At 73.2% G+C, this 18,784-nt stretch carries 17 protein-coding genes and 1 pseudogene; 2 read left to right on the top strand and 16 right to left on the bottom strand.

The window, feature by feature from the left end; translation table 11 throughout:
- Positions 1-171 precede the first annotated feature (171 nt).
- Positions 172-921, top strand: a complete 750-nt coding sequence (locus tag ABT245_RS12615) for a GntR family transcriptional regulator (RefSeq protein WP_351732349.1) — start codon at positions 172-174, stop codon at positions 919-921.
- A gap of 210 nt (positions 922-1,131) precedes the next feature.
- On the opposite strand, the pseudogene ABT245_RS12610 reads toward ABT245_RS12615, so the two are convergent.
- The 8 genes and pseudogenes from ABT245_RS12610 to fmt form a co-directional block, all read right to left on the bottom strand.
- A pseudogene (locus tag ABT245_RS12610) lies at positions 1,132-1,317 on the bottom strand (Lrp/AsnC ligand binding domain-containing protein); the annotation flags it as partial.
- Between the two features lie 34 nt (positions 1,318-1,351).
- Complete coding sequence (locus tag ABT245_RS12605; RefSeq protein WP_351732347.1) at positions 1,352-2,794, bottom strand: GuaB1 family IMP dehydrogenase-related protein; 1,443 nt, start codon at positions 2,792-2,794, stop codon at positions 1,352-1,354.
- A gap of 236 nt (positions 2,795-3,030) precedes the next feature.
- Complete coding sequence (locus tag ABT245_RS12600) at positions 3,031-3,339, bottom strand: barstar family protein (RefSeq protein ID WP_351732345.1); 309 nt, start codon at positions 3,337-3,339, stop codon at positions 3,031-3,033.
- A complete protein-coding gene (locus tag ABT245_RS12595) occupies positions 3,336-3,737 on the bottom strand; it encodes a guanyl-specific ribonuclease (RefSeq protein ID WP_351732342.1) in 402 nt (133 codons plus the stop codon). The genes ABT245_RS12600 and ABT245_RS12595 overlap by 4 nt, the downstream gene beginning before the upstream one ends.
- Positions 3,738-3,787: 50 nt before the next feature.
- Positions 3,788-4,825 carry a sugar-binding transcriptional regulator gene (locus tag ABT245_RS12590; protein ID WP_351732340.1) on the bottom strand — a complete coding sequence of 346 codons (1,038 nt, stop codon included), beginning with the start codon at positions 4,823-4,825 and terminating at the stop codon, positions 3,788-3,790.
- Between the two features lie 78 nt (positions 4,826-4,903).
- On the bottom strand, positions 4,904-5,590 hold the full coding sequence (gene rpe, locus ABT245_RS12585; RefSeq protein WP_351732338.1) for a ribulose-phosphate 3-epimerase: 687 nt from the start codon (positions 5,588-5,590) through the stop codon (positions 4,904-4,906).
- Between the two features lie 541 nt (positions 5,591-6,131).
- A complete protein-coding gene (locus ABT245_RS12580) occupies positions 6,132-7,550 on the bottom strand; it encodes an RsmB/NOP family class I SAM-dependent RNA methyltransferase (RefSeq protein ID WP_351732336.1) in 1,419 nt (472 codons plus the stop codon).
- Between the two features lie 80 nt (positions 7,551-7,630).
- Entirely contained in the window at positions 7,631-8,563 is a 933-nt protein-coding gene (gene fmt, locus ABT245_RS12575; protein WP_351732334.1) for a methionyl-tRNA formyltransferase, read from the bottom strand.
- A gap of 276 nt (positions 8,564-8,839) precedes the next feature.
- On the opposite strand from fmt, the gene ABT245_RS12570 reads away from it, so the two are divergent.
- A complete protein-coding gene (locus ABT245_RS12570) occupies positions 8,840-9,382 on the top strand; it encodes a hypothetical protein (RefSeq protein WP_351732332.1) in 543 nt (180 codons plus the stop codon).
- A gap of 645 nt (positions 9,383-10,027) precedes the next feature.
- On the opposite strand, the gene ABT245_RS12565 is transcribed toward ABT245_RS12570, so the two are convergent.
- The 8 genes from ABT245_RS12565 to ABT245_RS12530 form a co-directional block, all read right to left on the bottom strand.
- On the bottom strand, positions 10,028-12,175 hold the full coding sequence (locus tag ABT245_RS12565; protein ID WP_351732330.1) for a primosomal protein N': 2,148 nt from the start codon (positions 12,173-12,175) through the stop codon (positions 10,028-10,030).
- Between the two features lie 168 nt (positions 12,176-12,343).
- Positions 12,344-13,552: a methionine adenosyltransferase gene (metK, locus tag ABT245_RS12560; RefSeq protein WP_351732328.1), complete on the bottom strand. Its 1,209-nt coding sequence runs from the start codon at positions 13,550-13,552 to the stop codon at positions 12,344-12,346.
- Between the two features lie 276 nt (positions 13,553-13,828).
- Positions 13,829-15,031 (bottom strand): bifunctional phosphopantothenoylcysteine decarboxylase/phosphopantothenate--cysteine ligase CoaBC, encoded by a 1,203-nt coding sequence (gene coaBC / locus ABT245_RS12555; protein WP_351732325.1) that lies wholly within the window; start codon positions 15,029-15,031, stop codon positions 13,829-13,831.
- Between the two features lie 168 nt (positions 15,032-15,199).
- Positions 15,200-15,472, bottom strand: coding sequence for a DNA-directed RNA polymerase subunit omega (gene rpoZ, locus ABT245_RS12550; RefSeq protein ID WP_005319902.1), 273 nt, complete (start codon positions 15,470-15,472; stop codon positions 15,200-15,202).
- A gap of 38 nt (positions 15,473-15,510) precedes the next feature.
- A complete protein-coding gene (gene gmk, locus ABT245_RS12545; RefSeq protein WP_351732323.1) occupies positions 15,511-16,068 on the bottom strand; it encodes a guanylate kinase in 558 nt (185 codons plus the stop codon).
- Between the two features lie 37 nt (positions 16,069-16,105).
- The gene (locus ABT245_RS12540; protein WP_030810589.1) at positions 16,106-16,429 is read right to left on the bottom strand and encodes an integration host factor; all 324 of its coding nucleotides are present in this window, start codon (positions 16,427-16,429) and stop codon (positions 16,106-16,108) included.
- Positions 16,430-16,729: 300 nt separating this feature from the next.
- Positions 16,730-17,623, bottom strand: a complete 894-nt coding sequence (gene pyrF / locus ABT245_RS12535; protein WP_351732319.1) for an orotidine-5'-phosphate decarboxylase — start codon at positions 17,621-17,623, stop codon at positions 16,730-16,732.
- Entirely contained in the window at positions 17,620-18,729 is a 1,110-nt protein-coding gene (locus ABT245_RS12530; protein WP_351732317.1) for a quinone-dependent dihydroorotate dehydrogenase, read from the bottom strand. The genes pyrF and ABT245_RS12530 overlap by 4 nt, the downstream gene beginning before the upstream one ends.
- Positions 18,730-18,784 lie beyond the last annotated feature (55 nt).

Genomic DNA, 18,784 nt, shown 5'->3' with positions numbered 1-18,784 from the left:
AACTTGTCTGAACAAGTTGGCACTCAGTACGCCCGCCGCCGATGTCCTGACCGTGAACATGGGCCAAACTACGACCAGAGATTCCCTGCACAATCCCGGCCGGACCGCAGCACAGGGGAGCGTCGATTAGGCTGCTCACGCTGTGCACAGCGACCTACGCAGAGGGGATACATGGCCGCGCGACACGAGGAGATCGCCGACGAGCTGCGACGGGCGATCGACCGCGAGGAGTACACAGTCGGCAGCCGGCTGCCCGCGGAGACCGCACTCATGGCGCGGTACGGCGTCTCGCGCGGCACGGTGCGCCAGGCCATCGCGGCCCTCACCGCCGAGGGGCTGATCGGCTCACGCCAGGGCGCCCGGCGGGTGGTCCTGGCCAGCCGCCGCAGCCAGAGCTTCGCGGAGTTGCGCAGCTTCGCCCAGTGGGCGCGGGCGATGGGCCGCGAGGCGCGGGGGCACGTGGTGGCGCAGGAGCGCCGCGCGGCCACCGAGGAGGATGCCGTGCGCCTCCAACTGCGGGCCGGGACGCCGGTGTTGCATGTGCTGAGGGTGCGCGGTCTGGACGGCGAACCGGTCCTGCTGGAACGGACCGTGTACGCGGACTGGATCGCGCCGGCGGTCGAGGCGATCGAGCCGGACTGCCCCTCCGTCACCCAGCGGCTGTTCGAGGACACGGGCCTGGTCTTCGCCTACGGCGAGCACGTCATCGACGCGGTCGCGGCGGGCGCCCAGGACGCGGAGCTGCTAGGCGTGCGCCGGACGAGCCCGCTGCTGCGGGTCCGCCGGGTGACGACGACCCGCGAGGGCCGCCCGGTGGAGTGGTCGGACGACCGCTACCGCTCGGACGCCGTCAGCTTCAGCGTGCGCAATTCGATCGGGAACAACGCCCTGGCCCGCAAGACCGCCGACCGAGCCGGCTGAAGGGGCCCTCAAGCCCCGAGCCCGCACCGCCGCACACCGACTCGGCACCACACCGGAAGAGATCCTTCTCCTTCGGCGTCGTGCCGTGCCGGCGGTGGGCCCGCCCGGTCGGCTGCGCCGACCGCACCGCGTCCGGTCCACGGCCGCTCGCCGAAGGCCCGGGGTCCGGGGCGACGCCGCCCCGGGGCGGGGGCCGGTGCTCGGCGGACGCCATCGGCGCATGTCGGCGGCGAAGACCTGGACGACGGCGTCCGCGTCCCCGGTGACGGTGGACGCGGCCACCACCTCCCGGTAGCGCTCCAGGCCCCACCGGACGGTCTGCGGTGAGGTGTTGCGCCGGCAGTACAGCTCGCTGAACCCCTCGGTTTCCCAGCCGAGCGCGGCCGGGCCCACCACGAGCCCGGCGCGGACGGCACCGGCGGCAGCGGGGTCAGTTCCAGCTGGCGTGCAGGGGCTCGCCCTCGGCGTAGCCGGCCGCGCTCTGGATGCCCACGACGGCCTTCTCCGCGAACTCCTCCAGGGAGCCCGCCCCGGCGTAGGTGCACGCCGAGCGGACGCCCGCGATGATCGAGTCGATCAGGTCCTCGACGCCCGGACGGACCGGGTCGAGGAACATCCGGGAGGTGGAGATGCCCTCCTGGAACAGCCCCTTGCGGGCCCGGTCGTAGGCCGACTCCTCCGAGGTGCGGTTGCGCACCGCGCGCGCGGACGCCATACCGAACGACTCCTTGTACAGGCGCCCGTCGGCGTCCTGCTGAAGGTCGCCCGGCGACTCGTACGTGCCCGCGAACCAGGAACCGATCATCACATTGGATGCGCCGGCCGCCAGCGCCATCGCCACGTCCCGCGGGTGCCGCACCCCGCCGTCGGCCCACACGTGCTTGCCGTACTTGCGTGCCTCGGCGGCACACTCCAGCACGGCCGAGAACTGCGGCCGGCCCACGCCGGTCATCATGCGGGTCGTGCACATCGCGCCCGGTCCCACGCCCACCTTGACGATGTCCGCGCCCGCCTCGATCAGATCCCGGACGCCCTCGGCGGAGACGATGTTGCCCGCCACGACCGGGACCCGCGGACCGAGGTCGCGCACCAGCTTGAGCGCGCTGATCATCGACTCCTGGTGGCCGTGCGCGGTGTCGATGACGAGCGTGTCGACCCCGGCGTCCAGCAGCTGCTGCGCCTTGCCCGCCACATCGCCGTTGATGCCGACCGCGGCGGCGATGCGCAGCCTGCCGTGCGCGTCGGTGGCCGGGGTGTACAGCGTGGCGCGCAGCGCGCCCTTGCGGGTGAGGATGCCGGCCAGCTTGCCGTCCCGGTCCACCGCCGGGGCGTAGCGGCGGTTGGCCGCGTCCAGCGTGTTGAAGGCCTCGCGCGGGTCGATGTCCGCGTCGAGCAGCAGCAGGTCGCGGGACATGACCACGGCGAGCTGGGTGAAGCGGTCGACGCCGGACAGATCCCGGTCGGTGACGACTCCGACCGGCCGGCCGGCCTCGTCGACGACGACACCGGCGTTGTGCGCACGCTTCGGCAGCAGGGCCAGCGCGTCGGCGACGGTCTGGTGCGGGGCGAGCACGATCGGCGTGTCGAGAACCAGATGGCGGCTCTTCACCCAGGTGACGACGTCCGTGACGACGTCGATCGGTATGTCCTGCGGGATCACCACCAGTCCGCCGCGCCGGGCCACCGTCTCGGCCATGCGGCGGCCCGCGATGGCGGTCATATTGGCGACGACCAGCGGAATCGTGGTACCCGTGCCGTCCGGGGAGCTGAGGTCCACACCCTGACGCGAGCCCACCGCGGAACGGCTCGGCACCATGAACACGTCGTCGTACGTCAGGTCGTACGCGGGCTGGATGTCATTGAGGAAACGCACGTGCTGCACATCCCAGTCGATCAGAGGTGGCCCCCGGACAGGTCTGCCAAGGGGAAGAGCACGTACTTCATTGTCCCATGGCGACCGGAATGCGTGGCCCGGGCGGATCATCCAGGCAGGTCAGGGGCGGATTCGGAGGATCCGACGAAGACCGGCCGGGTGCCACCGCGGCGACCGCGACGGGTCCGCCGTCCGCCCGAGGGCGAAGGTGAGGCCGGCCGAGGGCGAAGGTGAGGTCAGCCGAGGGCGAGGGCGACGGTCAGCCGCGGTTCACGCCCGGACGCCTCGGTGAACACCTCCCGTGCGACGGACCACTCCTCGGGCCGCTCACGGGCGTATGCCCGCCAGCCGGTGACGACGACGAGCAGCGCGCGGCCGGCCGTCGCCGCCGGCCACACGGACGGATCGGCGAGGCTGTCGGCGAGGGCGTCCCAGTTGCGGCCGAACCAGTCGGGCAGGCCCAGCGCGTGCGCCGACCGGTCCATCAGCCCGGCCTTGTCGACGATGCCGCCGAGGTCGACCGTCACCACGTACGGGGTCGTCATCTCAGCACCGCCCGGAACGACTCGTAGTGATCATCGGTGTAGTAGACCTCCTTGCCCTGCCCCGTGACAATGCGCCGGGCGCCACGGTCGCGCGATCCCGGGGTCCGCACGGTGTATTCGTGGTAGTAGCCGCGCGGGTGCCGGGGCAGCAGTCCCTCGAAGTTGCCGAAGACGACGCCGTCCCTGGCGTAAGGGAAGGGGCCGCCGCGGTCGATGAGGGCCAGCGTCTGCCGGGCCTCCGCCGGCAGCCGGGACTCCGCGACGGTGGGCAGGCCGGCCGCCCAGGGCGGCGCGGAGGCGTCCGCGGCACCGGTCCGGGCCGACGAGCAGCCCGCGACCAGGACGGCGAGACAGAGCAGGAGCGCCGAAAGCGCACGGGGGACGCACCGCGACAGCATGCGTCGATGCTGTCACGGCCGTCCCCGCATCGGTCCGCTGCCGCGGCCGGTCAGGGCCCGTCGGGGTCCGCCCGGTTCAGGGCGGGTCGCGGCGTGGGGCCCGCGGTCATCAGATAGTCCGCGGCCGAGGTGTCCGTCACCAGGCTGGTGACGAGGCCGGAGCGCAGCACCGCGTCGATCGCCGCCGCCTTGCGCTGCCCGCCCGCGATCGCGACGACCTCGGGCACCCGGCGCAGCTGGTCGGCCTTGACCGTGATGCACCGCTCCCCCAGGTCCCGGCCGACCCGGCGGCCCTCCGCGTCGAAGAGATGCGCGGACATCTCGGCGGCGACCCCGAGCGAGGCGTAGTGGCCGCGCTCCTCGTCGCTGAGCATGTCGTGCACCGTCGAGATGCCCGGCTCCCAGGAGCCGATCGAGACACAGGCGACCGTGACCTTGTCGAAGTACTCGAAGGCCCGGGCGATCCCCGTCTGGTTGCGCAGCGCCACCGCGGTGGCCGCGTCCGGCAGCAGCATCGGCGCGTAGATGGGGTGCGCGTCGCCGCCGGACACCTGGGCGGCGCGGCGGACGGCCTCGACCGAACCGCGCTCGGCGGTCCCGGCGTCGTACACACCCGTCAGCTGGACCACCGTGCACGGCGGCAGCCGGTCGAGGGCGGCGGCCATGTGGATGGTGGACCGGCCCCAGGCCAGGCCCAGCACGTCTCCCTCGTTGACCAGCTCGCCGAGCAGGTCGGCCGCGACCTCGCCGAGGTTCTCCGGATCCGGGGTCTCCTCCGCGTCGGCCGGGGACTCGACCACGACGGCGTGTCTGAGGCCGTAGCGGGCGCGGAGCGCGTCGGAGCGATCGGCGTCCAGTTCGGCCGGCACACGGATCTCGATGCGCACGAGATCCCGTTCCAGGGCCGTCTCCAGGACCCGGGCCACCTTGAAGCGGCTGACGCCGAACTCCTCCGCGATCTGGATCTTGGACTTGCCCTCAAGGTAGAAGCGGCGGGCCATGGCCGCCGCCTGCACCAGCTCAGCGGGTCCCATCCGCATGCGGCCCGCCGACATACCCGACACGGCGCTCTCCTCACTGCTGTTCACACTCTGGATTCGCCGTTCATCCTTGCAGATCCGGCGCGGTTGATCAGCCCTGATGGCCGCCGTTCACGTACCTGTGGCTCAGTGGTCGCATGCCCAGGACGCCTTCGCGGTGGCCGACTGCGCCTGGGCGCGCAGTGCGCGTACCGCCGCCGCCGGGTCCTGCGCCCCGTAGACGGCCGAGCCGGCCACGAAGACATCGGCTCCCGCTTCCGCGCACCGCTCGATCGTGGCCGCCGAGACGCCACCGTCCACCTGGAGCCACAGTTCGAGGCCGTGCTTGTCGATCAGCTCACGGGTGCGGCGGATCTTCGGAAGCATGATGTCGAGGAACGCCTGGCCGCCGAAGCCGGGCTCGACCGTCATGATCAACAGCATGTCGAGTTCGGGGAGCAGGTCCTCGTACGGCTCGATGGGCGTCGCGGGCTTCAGCGCCATGGAGGCGCGGGCGCCCTTGGCGCGGATCTCGCGGGCGAGCCGCACGGGCGCGGCGGCCGCCTCGACATGGAAGGTGACCGAGGAGGCGCCCGCCTCGACGTACTGGGGGGCCCAGCGATCGGCGTCCTCGATCATCAGATGGCAGTCGAGCGGTGTGTCCGTGGCCCGGGCCAGGGACTCCACGACCGGCACGCCGAGCGTCAGGTTCGGCACGAAGTGGTTGTCCATGACGTCGACGTGGAGCCAGTCGGCGCCCTCGACCGCCTTCGCCTCGTCCGCGAGACGGGCGAAGTCGGCGGACAGGATGCTGGGGTTGATCTGCACGGCCATGCCCCAAGCCTGCCACGTCCGCCCCACCACGTCCCCGCCGGGAGCCAACAGACACCTACGTCCACCGCCCCCAGAGCCCGGCCCCTCTCGCCCCCGCCCCACCACCGGCACCCCAGCCCCAGCCGCCCCGAGCCGTCCCCCGCCTCGACCCACCGGCCGTAGCCCCCGGGCCGGAGAGCCACGAGAGCAGTCCAAGCCGACCCGAGCCTGGCCCGCCCCGGAGAGCCACGAGAGCACTCCAAGCCGACCCGAGCCGGGCCCCGAAAACCCGACCGCCCCGCCAGCCTCAACCGCCCCGGCCAAAGGCCGAACCCTCCCCCGTTCCCGCCTCCTCGGCCCAAGCGCAAACCGCCCGGCCCGAGGTGACAGCCACTGCCGACCCACCGGCCACAACCCGGAAGACCAAAGCAACCCACCCACCCAAACCGCTCCCGGCCAAAGACCCACCCCCCCGATCCCACCCCCGAGCACCGGGCGCTGGCCGGCCGGCCCGAGGACGGAAAAATGTGGGCCCGCCCGGTCGAAGAAGGCCGGAGGCGGGTCAGGCTGTTCGGCGGATCAGGGCCAGGTACATGGCGTCGGTGCCGTGCAGGTGTGGCCACAGCTGGATGTCGGGGCCCTCGCCGAGCGCGGGCATCGTCGGCAACAGCGGGCGGGCGTCGATGAGTTCGGTGTCCGGGCGCTGCTTGAGCACGTCCGCGACGACCGCACGGGTCTCGGCGAGGTGCGGCGAGCAGGTGGCGTAGCCGACGACGCCGCCGACCCGCACCGAGTCCAGCGCGCTGCGCAGCAGGGCCCGCTGCAGCGGCGCGAAGCCGTCCAGGTCCTCCGGGCGCCGCCGCCAGCGGGCCTCGGGACGCCTGCGCAGAGCGCCGAGACCGGTGCACGGTACGTCCACCAGCACCCGGTCGAAGCCGCCCGCCCGCCACGGCGGCCGGGTCCCGTCGGCGACGACGACCTGGTACGGCCCCGGATTGCCGTGCAGCGCCCTGGCCACCAGACCGGCGCGGTGCGGCTGCTTCTCGGCGGCTACCAGGACGGCCCCGCGCTCGGCCGCCAGCGCCCCGAGCAGCGCGGCCTTGCCGCCGGGCCCCGCGCATCCGTCGAGCCACTTCTCGTCCGGCCCGTCCAGGGGCGCGCCGGCCAGGGCGAGCGCGACCAGCTGGCTGCCCTCGTCCTGCACACCGGCCCGGCCCTCCCGTACCGCTTCGACGGCGCCGGGCTCCCCGCCCTCGGTGAGCCGCACGGCGTACGGCGACCAGCGTCCCGGCACGGCGGCGTCCTCGCGGAGCAGTTCCTGCGGGTCGGCCCGGCCCGGCCGGGCGACGAGGGTCACCTCGGGACGTTCGTTGTCGGCCTCCAGCAGCTCCTCGATCCCGGCGCGCCCGCCGCCGAGCGAGTCCCACAGCGCGGAGACGATCCAGCGGGGGTGCGAGTGCACGACCGCGAGATGGTCCTCGGGGTCCTCGTCGTAGGACGGTGCCACCTTGGCCAGCCAGCCGTCGAGGTCGTCCTGCGCGATCTTCCGCAGCACCGCGTTGACGAACTTGGCCCGCCCGTCACCGAGGACGACCCGGGCCAGCTCGACAGAGGCGGACACGGCGGCGTGCGTCGGGATCCGCGTGCCGAGCAGCTGGTGCGCGCCGAGGCTGAGCACGTCGAGGACCGGCGGGTCGACCTCGCGCAGCGGCCGGTCGACACAGGCCGCGATGATCGCGTCGTAGGTGCCCTGCCGGCGCAGCGTCCCGTACACCAGCTCGGTGGCGAGGGCGGCGTCCCGGACGTCGAAGTCGCCCTTCTCCCGTGCCTTGCGCAGCAGCGGCGGCAGTACGAGGTTGGCGTACGCGTCCCGCTCGTCCACGGCCCGCAGGGCGTCGAAGGCGAGGATGCGGACGGGGTCCTTGTGGGGACGGCGGTAGGGCTTGCCGGGCCGACGGGGCCGGCGGGACTGCTCGCTCACGAAAAAGGTGCTCCGGTGGTGGAATGGGGTGCGCCTGCCCAGCGTACGTCGCGTGGCGGCCGCCGGGACCGGGCGGGGCGTCAGCCGTCCAGCGTCTCGCCGTCGCCGATCCGCACGCCGCGCGCCCAGTCCGCCGCCCTCATCGGCTTCTTGCCCTGGGCCTGCACCCACAGCAGCTCGACGGCGTACGAACCGGTGCCCACGTGCACGCTGTTCTTGCCGACCGCCGGCTGCCCCGGGGCGAGGTCCGTGCGCTCCGGCGCGGGGGTGACGTGGATGAGCTTGAGCCGCTCGCCGCGGAAGGTGGTCCAGGCGCCCGGCGCCGGGGTGCAGCCGCGCACCACCCGGTCGACGCGCAGCGCCGGGGCGCGCCAGTCGACCCGGGCGTCCTCGACGGTGATCTTCGGTGCGACGGTGATGCCGTCCGCCGGCTGCGGTACGGCCTTCAGCGTGCCGTCCTCGATGCCGTCCATGGTCGCGGCGAGCAGCCCGGCACCGGCGAAGGCGAGCCGGGTGAGCAGATCGCCGCTGGTGTCGGTGGGCCGGATCTCCTCCGTGACCGTCCCGTAGACGGGGCCCGAGTCCAGCCCCTCCTCGATCAGAAAGGTCGAGGCGCCGGTGATCTCGTCGCCCGCCATGAGGGCGTGCTGCACGGGTGCGGCGCCGCGCCATGCGGGCAGCAGCGAGAAGTGCAGATTGACCCAGCCGTGGGCGGGGATGTCCAGGGCCACGCGCGGCAGCAGCGCCCCATAGGCGACGACGGGGCAGCAGTCGGGGGCGATCTCCCGGAGCCGTTCGAGGAATTCGGGGTCGCGTGGCTTCGCCGGCTTCAGCACCTCGATGCCGGCCTCCTCCGCCCGCTCGGCCACGGGGGACGCGACCAGCCGGCGCCCCCGCCCGGCCGGCGCGTCGGGCCGCGTGACGACGGCGGCCACCTCGTGCCGCCCGGCGGCGATGAGTGCGTCCAGGGCGGGAACGGCGACCTCGGGGGTACCGGCGAAGACGAGCTTCATGGGCGGGTGGGGGCCTCTCGGGCGGGGGTGGACGGGCAGCGCACCAGTCTATGCCGACGGGGCCGCCCGGGGCCGGGCGACCGTGGGTGAAGGCCCGGCTTCCGCGTAACTGCCACGGCCAGGGGGTGCATGAGCGGGCCGACGGCGTACGCATATGCCCACGCGCCCCCACACCGTGACCAGCCGCGGGCAGACGCGTTGGTCAAGAAAGAGTTGACCACAACGGGCCGCCAGCGCGGCCCGATTCCTTTCAACGCCGGTTCGAGAGGCTTGTTCATGGCCGACCACGCAACCCACGACGCCCAGGCCCGGGCCAGCCTGCACTTGTTGGTGCGGGACATCGAGCGGGTCCGCCGGCAGGTGGACGCACTGCGTACGCTCACCGCTCAGTTGGGCAACGTCTACCGCCCACGCCGCTCCGGCCCCTCCACGGGCTTCGTCGTCTACGGACGTGCCCCCGCCCCGACCGTCCGTCTCGCCCAGGAACTCCGGGACAGTGTGGAAACCCTGGTCACGGCCGCCGTGGACTTCGACCGCTCGCTGGGCTTCTCGTGGGACGCGGTGGGCTCGGCCCTCGGCGTCACCAAGCAGGCGGTGCACCGCCGTTACGGCGCCCGTCGCGCCGCGGCCCGGGCGACGGCGGATGCCGAGCACGCGCCGGAGCCGACGGGCAGCCGCACGGTGAACGTGAACACCGGCCTGCCCGCGGTGCCGACGGTCCCCGCGGCTCGTTCGATGCCGACCCAGCCGACCGCGGGCAGCCCCACGCTCCGCGAAGAGGTCCGCCCCACGGCCTTCCCCGGCCCCCGCAACGGCTGACCCGCAGTCACCTGCCCTCCCGGCCCAGGCCCCGGGAGGGCGACTGACCTTCCAGCGGCCTCATACGCGACGGCGCGCGGCAATCGACGATCCGCCGGCCCCGGCACCAGCACACCCCGCCCCGGCACGGATCCGCCCCCGCTCCAAGCGCCCACCGCCAACCACCCGGCCCGCCTCCCCTCCCCGCCGGACCGCCGCCCTCCCCCTGCCCCTCCCTCGTCGGACCACCCGCCGCCGAACCACCCCTGACAATCCGCCCCACGACTGAAGCCGTTCCCCGGCCGAATCACACACGATGGTCCAGAGGCCCCCACCTCCCCCAAACACCCACGCGGCCCAAGCTGCCCCGCCCCCGGCTCACCCCGCCACGGCCCAGCCGACCCCCTCCCCAAACACCCACGCGACTGAAGCCGTTCCGCGGCCAAATCACACACGATGGTCCAGAGGCCCCCGCCTCCCCCAAACACCCCCGCGGCCCAAGCTGCCCCGCCCCGGCTCACCCCGCCACGGCCCAGCCAGCCCCCTCCCCAAAAACCCTCGCGACTGAAGCCGTTCCCCGGCCGAATCACACACGATGGTCCAGAGGCCCCCGCCTCCCCCAAACATCCCCCGCCTGCCTGCTCAGCCCGGTCCGCTGAGGCTGGGTCAGCCGATGTCCGGGGGATCGATCCGGATCCGCACCGGCTCGCCGCCGCCCCGTACCATCCGTGCCACCTGGGCCGTCTTCAGTGCCACCGCCAGTGCGGACCCACTGCCGGGCGGTACCCGGACCAGCGCCCGTTCCCACCGCTCCCCGGGCGGCGGCCCCCCGGCACGCCGAGGCCGCCCGGCCGCCACGACCGGCAACGGCACGGGCCCCAACACCTCGGCATCCGAAGGGAGTTCGACCGTCGTCAGGAATCCGGCCACGGCCTCGGCCGAGCCCGACACGGCCGCCATCCGGGAGACCGGCGGGAACCCCAGCTCGGCCCGCTCGGCCAGCTCCCGCACCGCGTGCCCGACCGGATCCCACCGCACCAGGGCCTGTACCGGCCGCAAAGTCGGCTCGGCGACCACCACCACCGTGCCCCCTTCCCCCTGCGCCCGCACCAGCGCCGCGGCCCCGAGCCAGCGCCGCAACGCGTCCTCCCCGGCACGCAGGTCCGGACGGCCGAGCATGGCCCAGCCGTCGAGGAGCAGCGCCGCCGCATAACCGCCCTCGGCGACCGGCTCGGCCCCCGGTGTGCTCACGACCAGCGCGGGCGTCCCCGGCACCGTGTCCAGCACCTGCTCGCGCCCCGAGGTGCGCACCGGCACCGCCGGGAAGGCCCGCCCCAGTTCCTCGGCGGTCCGTCGCGCCCCCACGACCTGCGCGCGCAGCCGGAACGAGCCGCACTCCGGGCAGTGCCAGGCGGCCTCCTCACGACCGCACCAGCCACACCACAACGCCCCCGCGTCCCGCGCCTCCAGCGGCCCCGAGCAGTGCCGGCACCGAGCGGGCGCCCGGCATGTCGCGCAGGCCAGTCGCGGCACGTATCCGCGCCGGGGCACCTGCACCAGCACCGGGCCGTGCCGCAGTCCGTCCCGGACCGCCTGCCAGGCGAGCGTCGGCAGCCGGGCCGCACGGGCGGCCTCGTCCCGCGCCAGATCACCGTCGCCCACGGTCCGCACCAGCGCTGCGGCCCGCCGCACCTGCTCCCGGCCGGCGACCAGGGGCCGCGCCCAGCCGCTCTCCACCAGTTGCGCCGCCTCCACGGTGCAGCTCCAACTCCCGAGCAGGAAAGCGCACTTGTCCAGGGCGGCGCGCAGCAGGAGCACATCCCGGGCATGCGGCTGCGGGGCGTGCGGCTCGCTGTGGCTGTCGTCCCCGTCGTCCCAGATGGCGAGGAGCCCGAGGTTCAGCACCGGTGCGAACATGGCGGCCCGCGTCCCGACGACGGCCCGTACCGCCCCCCGGCGCACGGCGAGCCACTGCCCGTACCGCTTCTCGGGCCCGGCGTCCGCGGTGAGCAGCGCATGCCGTCCCTGGCCGAGCTGCGCGGTGAGCGCGGCGTCCACCCGGGCCGCGGCACGCCCGTCGGGTACGACGACGAGGGCGCCGCGCCCCGAGGCGAGCGTGGCGGCGACGGCGAGGGCCAGTTCCTCGCTCCACCGCGGGCCCGGCAGCGCGTTCCACACGGCCCGCGGCGTGCCCCCCGAGGCCAGCGCCCCGATGAACGCCGCCCCCCGCTCGTACCGGGCCCATGGGCCGGCCTCGGGCGGCGCCGGCGGTGGCAGCGGCGCGGGCGACGGCCGCCCCTCGGCCCGCGCGTTGCGCGGCGGCACGGCCAACTGGAGCACATCGGCGAGGCTGCCCGCGTACCGGTCGGCGACGGCGCGCGCGAGCCCCAGCGACTCCTCGCTCAGCACCGGCTCGGGGGAGACCACCTGGGCCAGCGCGGCCAGCGGCCCGGAGTAGTCGGACTCGGCCCGTCGTTCGATGAGGAACCCGTCGATGAGCCCGCCGCCCTCCCGGCGCCCCTCCCGCACCCGGTGCCGGCCCGCCCCGAACCGCACCCGCACCCGCACCCCGGGCTGTGCCTGCTCGTCCAGTTCCTCGGGCACGGCGTAGTCGAAGTACCGGTCGAGGTGGAGTGCGCCCTTGTCGACCAGCACCCGCGCGACGGGCAGTTCCTTGGCCAGGGCGGCCCCGCGCCAGGTCCGCGGCTTGGCCCGCGGCACCTTGGCGCCGCGCACGCTCTCCCGGATGAGCGCGAGCTGCTCCGGCGGCGCCCCGTCGGCCCCACCGTCCCGCTGCCCGTTCTCGCTGCTCACGCTTGCATTCTTACCAAACCCCACCGACAACCGACGGCTGACCGCCGCACCGGCGGCCGGATGCGGGGGCCCGTGCCGTGCGCGCACCGCCCGTGCCGTGGCGCAGCGAGGCCCGGCTCCCCGCGGGAAGCCGGGCCTCGGTGTCGGGCGTCGTCGGGATCGTCGGGACTACAGGCCCACGGCCTCGCGCAGAGCGTCCACGCGGTCCGTGCGCTCCCAGGTGAACTCCGGCAGCTCACGGCCGAAGTGACCGTAGGCGGCGGTCTGGGCGTAGATCGGGCGGAGCAGGTCGAGGTCGCGGATGATGGCGGCCGGGCGCAGGTCGAAGACCTCGTCGATGGCCTTCTCGATCCGCTCGGGCTCGACCTTGTGCGTGCCGAAGGTCTCCACGAACAGACCGACCGGCTCGGCCTTGCCGATCGCGTACGCCACCTGGACCTCGCAGCGGGCGGCGAGGCCCGCGGCCACCACGTTCTTCGCCACCCAGCGCATCGCGTACGCCGCCGAGCGGTCCACCTTGGACGGGTCCTTGCCGGAGAACGCGCCACCGCCGTGCCGCGCCATGCCCCCGTACGTGTCGATGATGATCTTCCGGCCGGTCAGGCCCGCATCGCCCATCGGACCGCCGATCTCGAACCGGCCCGTCGGGTTCACCAGCAGCCGGTAGCCCTCCGTGTCCAGCTTGATGCCCTCGTCCAGGAGCGCCTTCAGCTCCGGCTCGACGACGAACTCACGGATGTCGGGGGCGAGCAGGGACTCCAGGTCGATGTCCGAGGCGTGCTGGCTGGAGACGACCACCGTGTCCAGGCGCACCGCCTTGTCGCCGTCGTACTCGATGGTGACCTGCGTCTTGCCGTCCGGCCGCAGATAGGGGATCGTGCCGTTCTTGCGCACGTCGGACAGCCGCTTGGACAGCCGGTGCGCCAGGAAGATCGGCAGCGGCATCAGCGTCGGCGTCTCGTCGGTCGCGTAGCCGAACATCAGGCCCTGGTCGCCCGCGCCCTGCTTGTCCAGCTCGTCACCCTGCTCCCCGACCCGGGACTCGTACGCCGTGTCCACGCCCTGGGCGATGTCCGGGGACTGCGCGCCGATCGACACCGACACACCACAGGAGGCGCCGTCGAAGCCCTTCTTCGAGGAGTCGTAGCCGATCCCCAGGATCGTGCCCCTGACCAGGGTCGCGATATCCGCGTACGCCTTGGTGGTGACCTCGCCGGCCACATGCACCAGGCCGGTCGTGATCAGCGTCTCCACGGCGACCCGGGACGTCGGGTCCTCGCGCAGGAGCGCGTCGAGAATGGTGTCGCTGATCTGGTCAGCGATCTTGTCGGGGTGACCCTCGGTCACGGACTCCGAGGTGAACAGGCGACGGGACACAACGCTCCCTGGGGTTGCAGCGGCTGCTGGCTGATCATTGGCGGACGACGCGGGGGCTGCGCCCAGCGACGTCCGACAACAGTTTATCGGTGGCACTCCGTCGCAGGGGCACCCTCCCCCCGCTTCAGCCTTCGCTCGACGGGGGGCGCGCTCCCACCAGCTCTCGGGGGCGCCATGACCTGCGGCACGGGCATTCTGCCCAATGCCCGGCCCCGTTGGCCAGAGGCTCCCCGCGAGAATGTCGGGTTTGAGGAAACCGTCGAACGGCTGAAACACTCAGGCCAAACGGCCGCGCACCAGGTCCCAGACGGCCTCGGCAAGGGCCTCTTTGGGGCCGCGCGGCACGGGCGTCTCACTGCCGTCGGCGCCCAGCACCAGGGCCTCGTTCTCCTCGGAGCCGAACGTCTTCTCCTCCCCCACCTCGTTCACCACCAGCAGGTCGCACCCCTTGCGCGCCAGCTTCGCCCGGCCGTTGGCGAGGACGTCGTCGGTCTCGGCGGCGAAGCCGACGATCACCTGTCCGGGCCGCGCCCGCTCCGCCGAGATCTCCGCGAGAACGTCCGGATTGCGTACCAGGACGACGGGCTCCGGGTCCTGGCCGTCCTTCTTCTTGATCTTCCCGGTGGCGTAGCGGGCCGGACGGAAGTCGGCCACGGCCGCGGCCATCACCACGGCGTCGGCGTCCGCGGCGGCCTTGAGCACCGCCTCGCGCAGCTGGACCGCCGTGCCGACCCGGACGACGTCCACCCCGGCCGGGTCGGGCAGGCCGGTGTTCGCCGCGACCAGGGTCACCCGGGCGCCCCGCGCGGCGGCCGTGCGCGCGAGGGCGTAGCCCTGCTTGCCGGAGGAGCGGTTGCCGAGGAAGCGCACCGGGTCGAGGGGTTCGCGGGTGCCGCCGGCGGAGACGACGACATGCCGGCCGGCCAGGTCGGGCTCGGTGACCCCGCGGGCCAGCACCCGCCGGCAGACCTCGAAGATCTCCACGGGATCGGGCAGCCGCCCCTTGCCGGTGTCGACGCCGGTGAGCCGCCCGACCGCGGGCTCGATGACGACGGCACCCCGGCGGCGCAGCGTCGCCACGTTCTCCTGGGTGGCCGGGTGCTCCCACATCTCCGTGTGCATGGCCGGGGCGAAGACGACCGGGCAGCGGGCCGTCAGGAGCGTGTTGGTCAGCAGGTCGTCGGCGAGGCCGTGGGCGGCCTTGGCGAGCATGTCGGCCGTCGCGGGGGCCACCACCACGAGGTCGGCCTGCCGGCCGATGCGGACGTGCGGGACCTCGTGGACGTCGTCCCAGACCTCGGTGGCGACGGGTTTGCCGGACAGGGCGGACCAGGTGGCGGCGCCGACGAAGTGCAGCGCGGCGGCGGTGGGGACGACGCGCACATCGTGGCCCGACTCGGTGAATCTGCGCAGCAGCTCACAGGCCTTGTACGCGGCGATGCCGCCGCTGACCCCCAGAACGACCTTCGGCTTGTCCACCGTCTCTCCCCGGACTCGGAACGTACATCCCATGCTGCATGACGGCGGGGTACCTGTTCCCCGCACCCCCGAGCAGACCACAGGCCCGGCAGTCGTGCTGCCGGGCCTGTGGAAAAGCCGACCGCAGTCTGAACGTACGACTGCGCCTGGTACCGCTGACCGCGTGGGTTACTGCGCCGGGCCCTCGATGGCCTCGGAGGTCAGCAGACCCGCGTTGATCTCGCGCAGGGCGATCGAGAGCGGCTTCTCGTGGACGTGGGTGTCGACGAGCGGACCGACGTACTCAAGCAGGCCCTCGCCGAGCTGCGAGTAGTACGCGTTGATCTGGCGGGCACGCTTGGCCGCGTAGATCACGAGGCTGTACTTCGAGTCGGTGGCCTCAAGCAACTCGTCGATCGGCGGGTTGATGATGCCCTCGGGCGCGGTGATGGAAGAGGACACGCTCTACCTTCCGAAAGATGGGAAAAGATCAGACACAATCACACAACGTCCATCAAGGCTAGCAGCTCGCGCGCCACGTCCTCGACGGAGGTGTTGACCAAGGTCTCGTCGAACTCCGGCTCGGCCGCCAGCTCGGTCCTGGCCGCCTCCAGGCGACGCTCGATCACCTCGGGCGGCTCGGTGCCGCGGCCGGTGAGCCTGCGCACCAGCTCCTCCCAGGAGGGCGGAGCCAGGAACACCAGCTGGGCCTCCGGCATGGACTCGCGGACCTGCCGGGCGCCCTGGAGGTCGATCTCCAGCAGGACGGGCTCGCCCGCCTCCAGCCGGTCCAGCACGGCGGCACGCGGCGTGCCGTAGCGATTGCCGGCGAACTCGGCCCATTCCAGCAGCTCGCCGTTGGCGATCAGCTTGTCCATCTCCTCGTCGGTGACGAAGAAGTAGTGGACGCCGTGCTGCTCGCCCGGGCGGGGCTCGCGGGTGGTCGCCGACACCGAGAGCCAGACCTCGGCGTGCCGCTTGCGCATATGGGCGACGACCGTGCTCTTGCCGACCCCTGAGGGGCCGGAGAGCACGGTCAGCCGCGGACGTTCACTCATGCAGCGATTATTCCAGCAATCCCGGAGTGTCCGGGACTCAGGAGCCGGTGCTGCCGAACTCGCGCTCCAGGGAGGCGATCTGGTTGGAACCGAGGCCACGCACTCGGCGGCTCTCGGAGATCCCGAGTCGCTCCATGATCTGCTTGGCGCGGACCTTGCCCACGCCCGGCAGGGACTCCAGCAGGGCGGAGACCTTCATCTTGCCGATGACCTCGTTCTCCTGACCCTGCTTGATGACCTCGTGGAGGGAGGCGCCGGAGTGCTTGAGTCGATTCTTGACCTCGGCCCGCTCCCGGCGAGCCGCGGCGGCCTTTTCGAGCGCGGCTGCGCGCTGTTCAGGGGTAAGGGGCGGAAGAGCCACGCCTACGTCACCTCGGATGTCGAACTGTCGGATACGGACCGGTGAGGAACCTAGTCGCCCCACACCGGGGGAGGCACGAGCAACACGCTGCCCGTTCTCCCCCACTGCCTTGAGCAGCGTGGGAGGTGTCCCCACTGCTCGGAGACTAGCGGGCAAGTCCGCCAGAGTCAGCGAGAACAGCGGAAAAGTCCTGGTCAGCCTCCGCCAGGCCGGACATTTGAGACAAATTGCCCCGGATTTGAGGATGTATTCAGGCTCAAGGCGGCCCGGCGGCGCTCCTCGGGGCACCCGTCGCGGGACTCAGGCACCCGCCACACCGGCCCGGATCGCGTCCGCGAAGCGTTCCGCGGCGGCCCGCAACGCCCCGACCTCGGGACCGTGACGAAGAACACTCCGGCTGATGTGCGGCACGACGTTGCGCACGGCCGGCCCGAAGAGCCCGGGCAGATCCGCCGGGCTCGCCCCCTGGGCGCCGATGCCGGGCGCCAGGAGCGGCCCGTTGATGTCGAGGTCGTAGTCCGACAGGTCGCCGAGCGTGGCGCCCACGACCGCGCCGAACGAGCCGAGGGGCGCTGCGCCGGCGTTCTCCGCGGCGAGGTGGGCCAGCATCGTCGCGCCGACGGTCCGACCGTCCGCGCGCACCGCGTGCTGCACCTCGGCGCCCTCCGGGTTGGAGGTCAGCGCCAGCACGAACACACCCGTTCCGTTCTGCCGCGCCAGTGCGAGGGCCGGGCTCAGCGAGCCGTAGCCGAGGTACGGCGAGACGGTCAGGGCGTCCGAGAACAGCGGGGCGTCCGGGTGCAGGAACGCCTCGGCGTAGCCGGCCATGGTCGAGCCGATGTCCCCGCGCTTGGCGTCCATGACGACCAGGGCACCGGCCGCGCGCGCCTCCCGGACCGATGTCTCCAGGACGGCGATGCCGCGCGAGCCGAAGCGCTCGAAGAACGCGCTCTGCGGCTTGAGGACCGCGACCCGGTCGGCCACCGCCTCGACGACCGTGCGGCTGAACCGCTCCAGACCGGCGACGTCGTCGTTCAGGCCCCACTCGGCGAGCAGGGCGGCGTGCGGGTCGATGCCCACGCACAGCGGGCCCCGCTCGTCCATGGCGCGGCGCAGGCGGGCGCCGAAGGGTTCGGCGGGCCGGGTCCGCGGCCCCGGCGAGGTCCGGTGGTCGGGTGACGGGTGGGCACTCATGCGGCTGCCTTCTTCACGTCGGCGCCGACCGCGTCGGCGAGGGTGGCGTACGGGCTGGTCCGGAGGCGGGCGGCGAGGCCCTTGTGGACTGCGCGGCTCCAGAAGGGCCCCTCGTAGACGAAGGCGCTGTAGCCCTGGACCAGGGTCGCGCCGGCCAGGATGCGCTCCCAGGCGTCCTCGGCGTTCTCGATGCCGCCGACCCCCACCAGGGTGATCCGGTCGCCCACGCGCGCGTACAGGCGGCGCAGCACCTCCAGGGAGCGTGCCTTCAGGGGCGCTCCCGAGAGCCCGCCGGTCTCCTTCACCAGCGCCGGGTCGGACGCCGGGCCGAGGCCGTCGCGGGCGATGGTGGTGTTCGTGGCGATGACGCCGTCCAGGTTCAGCTCCACGGCGAGGTCGGCGACGGCGTCGACGTCCTCGTCGGCGAGGTCGGGCGCGATCTTCACCAGCAGCGGCACCCGGCGGCCGGGCACCGCGCGGTCGGCGGCCGCGCGGACCGCGGTGAGCAGGGGGCGCAGTGCCTCGGTGGCCTGCAGATCGCGCAGCCCCGGCGTGTTGGGCGACGACACGTTCACGACCAGGTAGTCGGCGTACGGCGCCAGCCGCTCGGCCGACTTCACATAGTCGGCGACCGCGTCCGTCTCGGGGACGACCTTGGTCTTGCCGATGTTGACGCCCACGACGGTCCGGAAGACGGGTTCGCGCGCGGCCAGCCGGGCGGCGACGGCGAGCGAGCCCTCGTTGTTGAACCCCATGCGGTTGATCAGCGCCCGGTCGGCGACCAGCCGGAACAGCCGCTTGCGCGGGTTGCCGGGCTGCGCCTCGCCGGTCACCGTGCCGATCTCGACGTGGTCGAAGCCGAGCATCGCCATCCCGTCGATCGCGACGGCGTTCTTGTCGAAGCCGGCGGCGAGGCCGAACGGGCCGTGCATGCGCAGCCCGAACGCCTCGGTGCGCAGCTCCTTGTGGCGGGGGGCGAGGGCGGCGGCGAGGAAGGTGCGCAGCACCGGGACGCGGGCGGCGAGACGGATCCAGCGGAAGGCGAGCCGGTGCGCCCGCTCCGGGTCCATCCGGGTGAAGAAGAGTCGGAAGAAGAGCTTGTACATGTGGATGTCCTCGTGAGGAGCCCCGGCAAGGGGCCCCGAGACGGGCCCCAAGAAG

It is taken from the genome of Streptomyces sp. NPDC001508 (genome assembly GCF_040298665.1).
In the GTDB taxonomy this organism is placed as follows: domain Bacteria; phylum Actinomycetota; class Actinomycetes; order Streptomycetales; family Streptomycetaceae; genus Streptomyces.
Note: the sequence above shows the minus strand (reverse complement) of the source record. Positions and strands in the feature narration are given on the sequence as shown.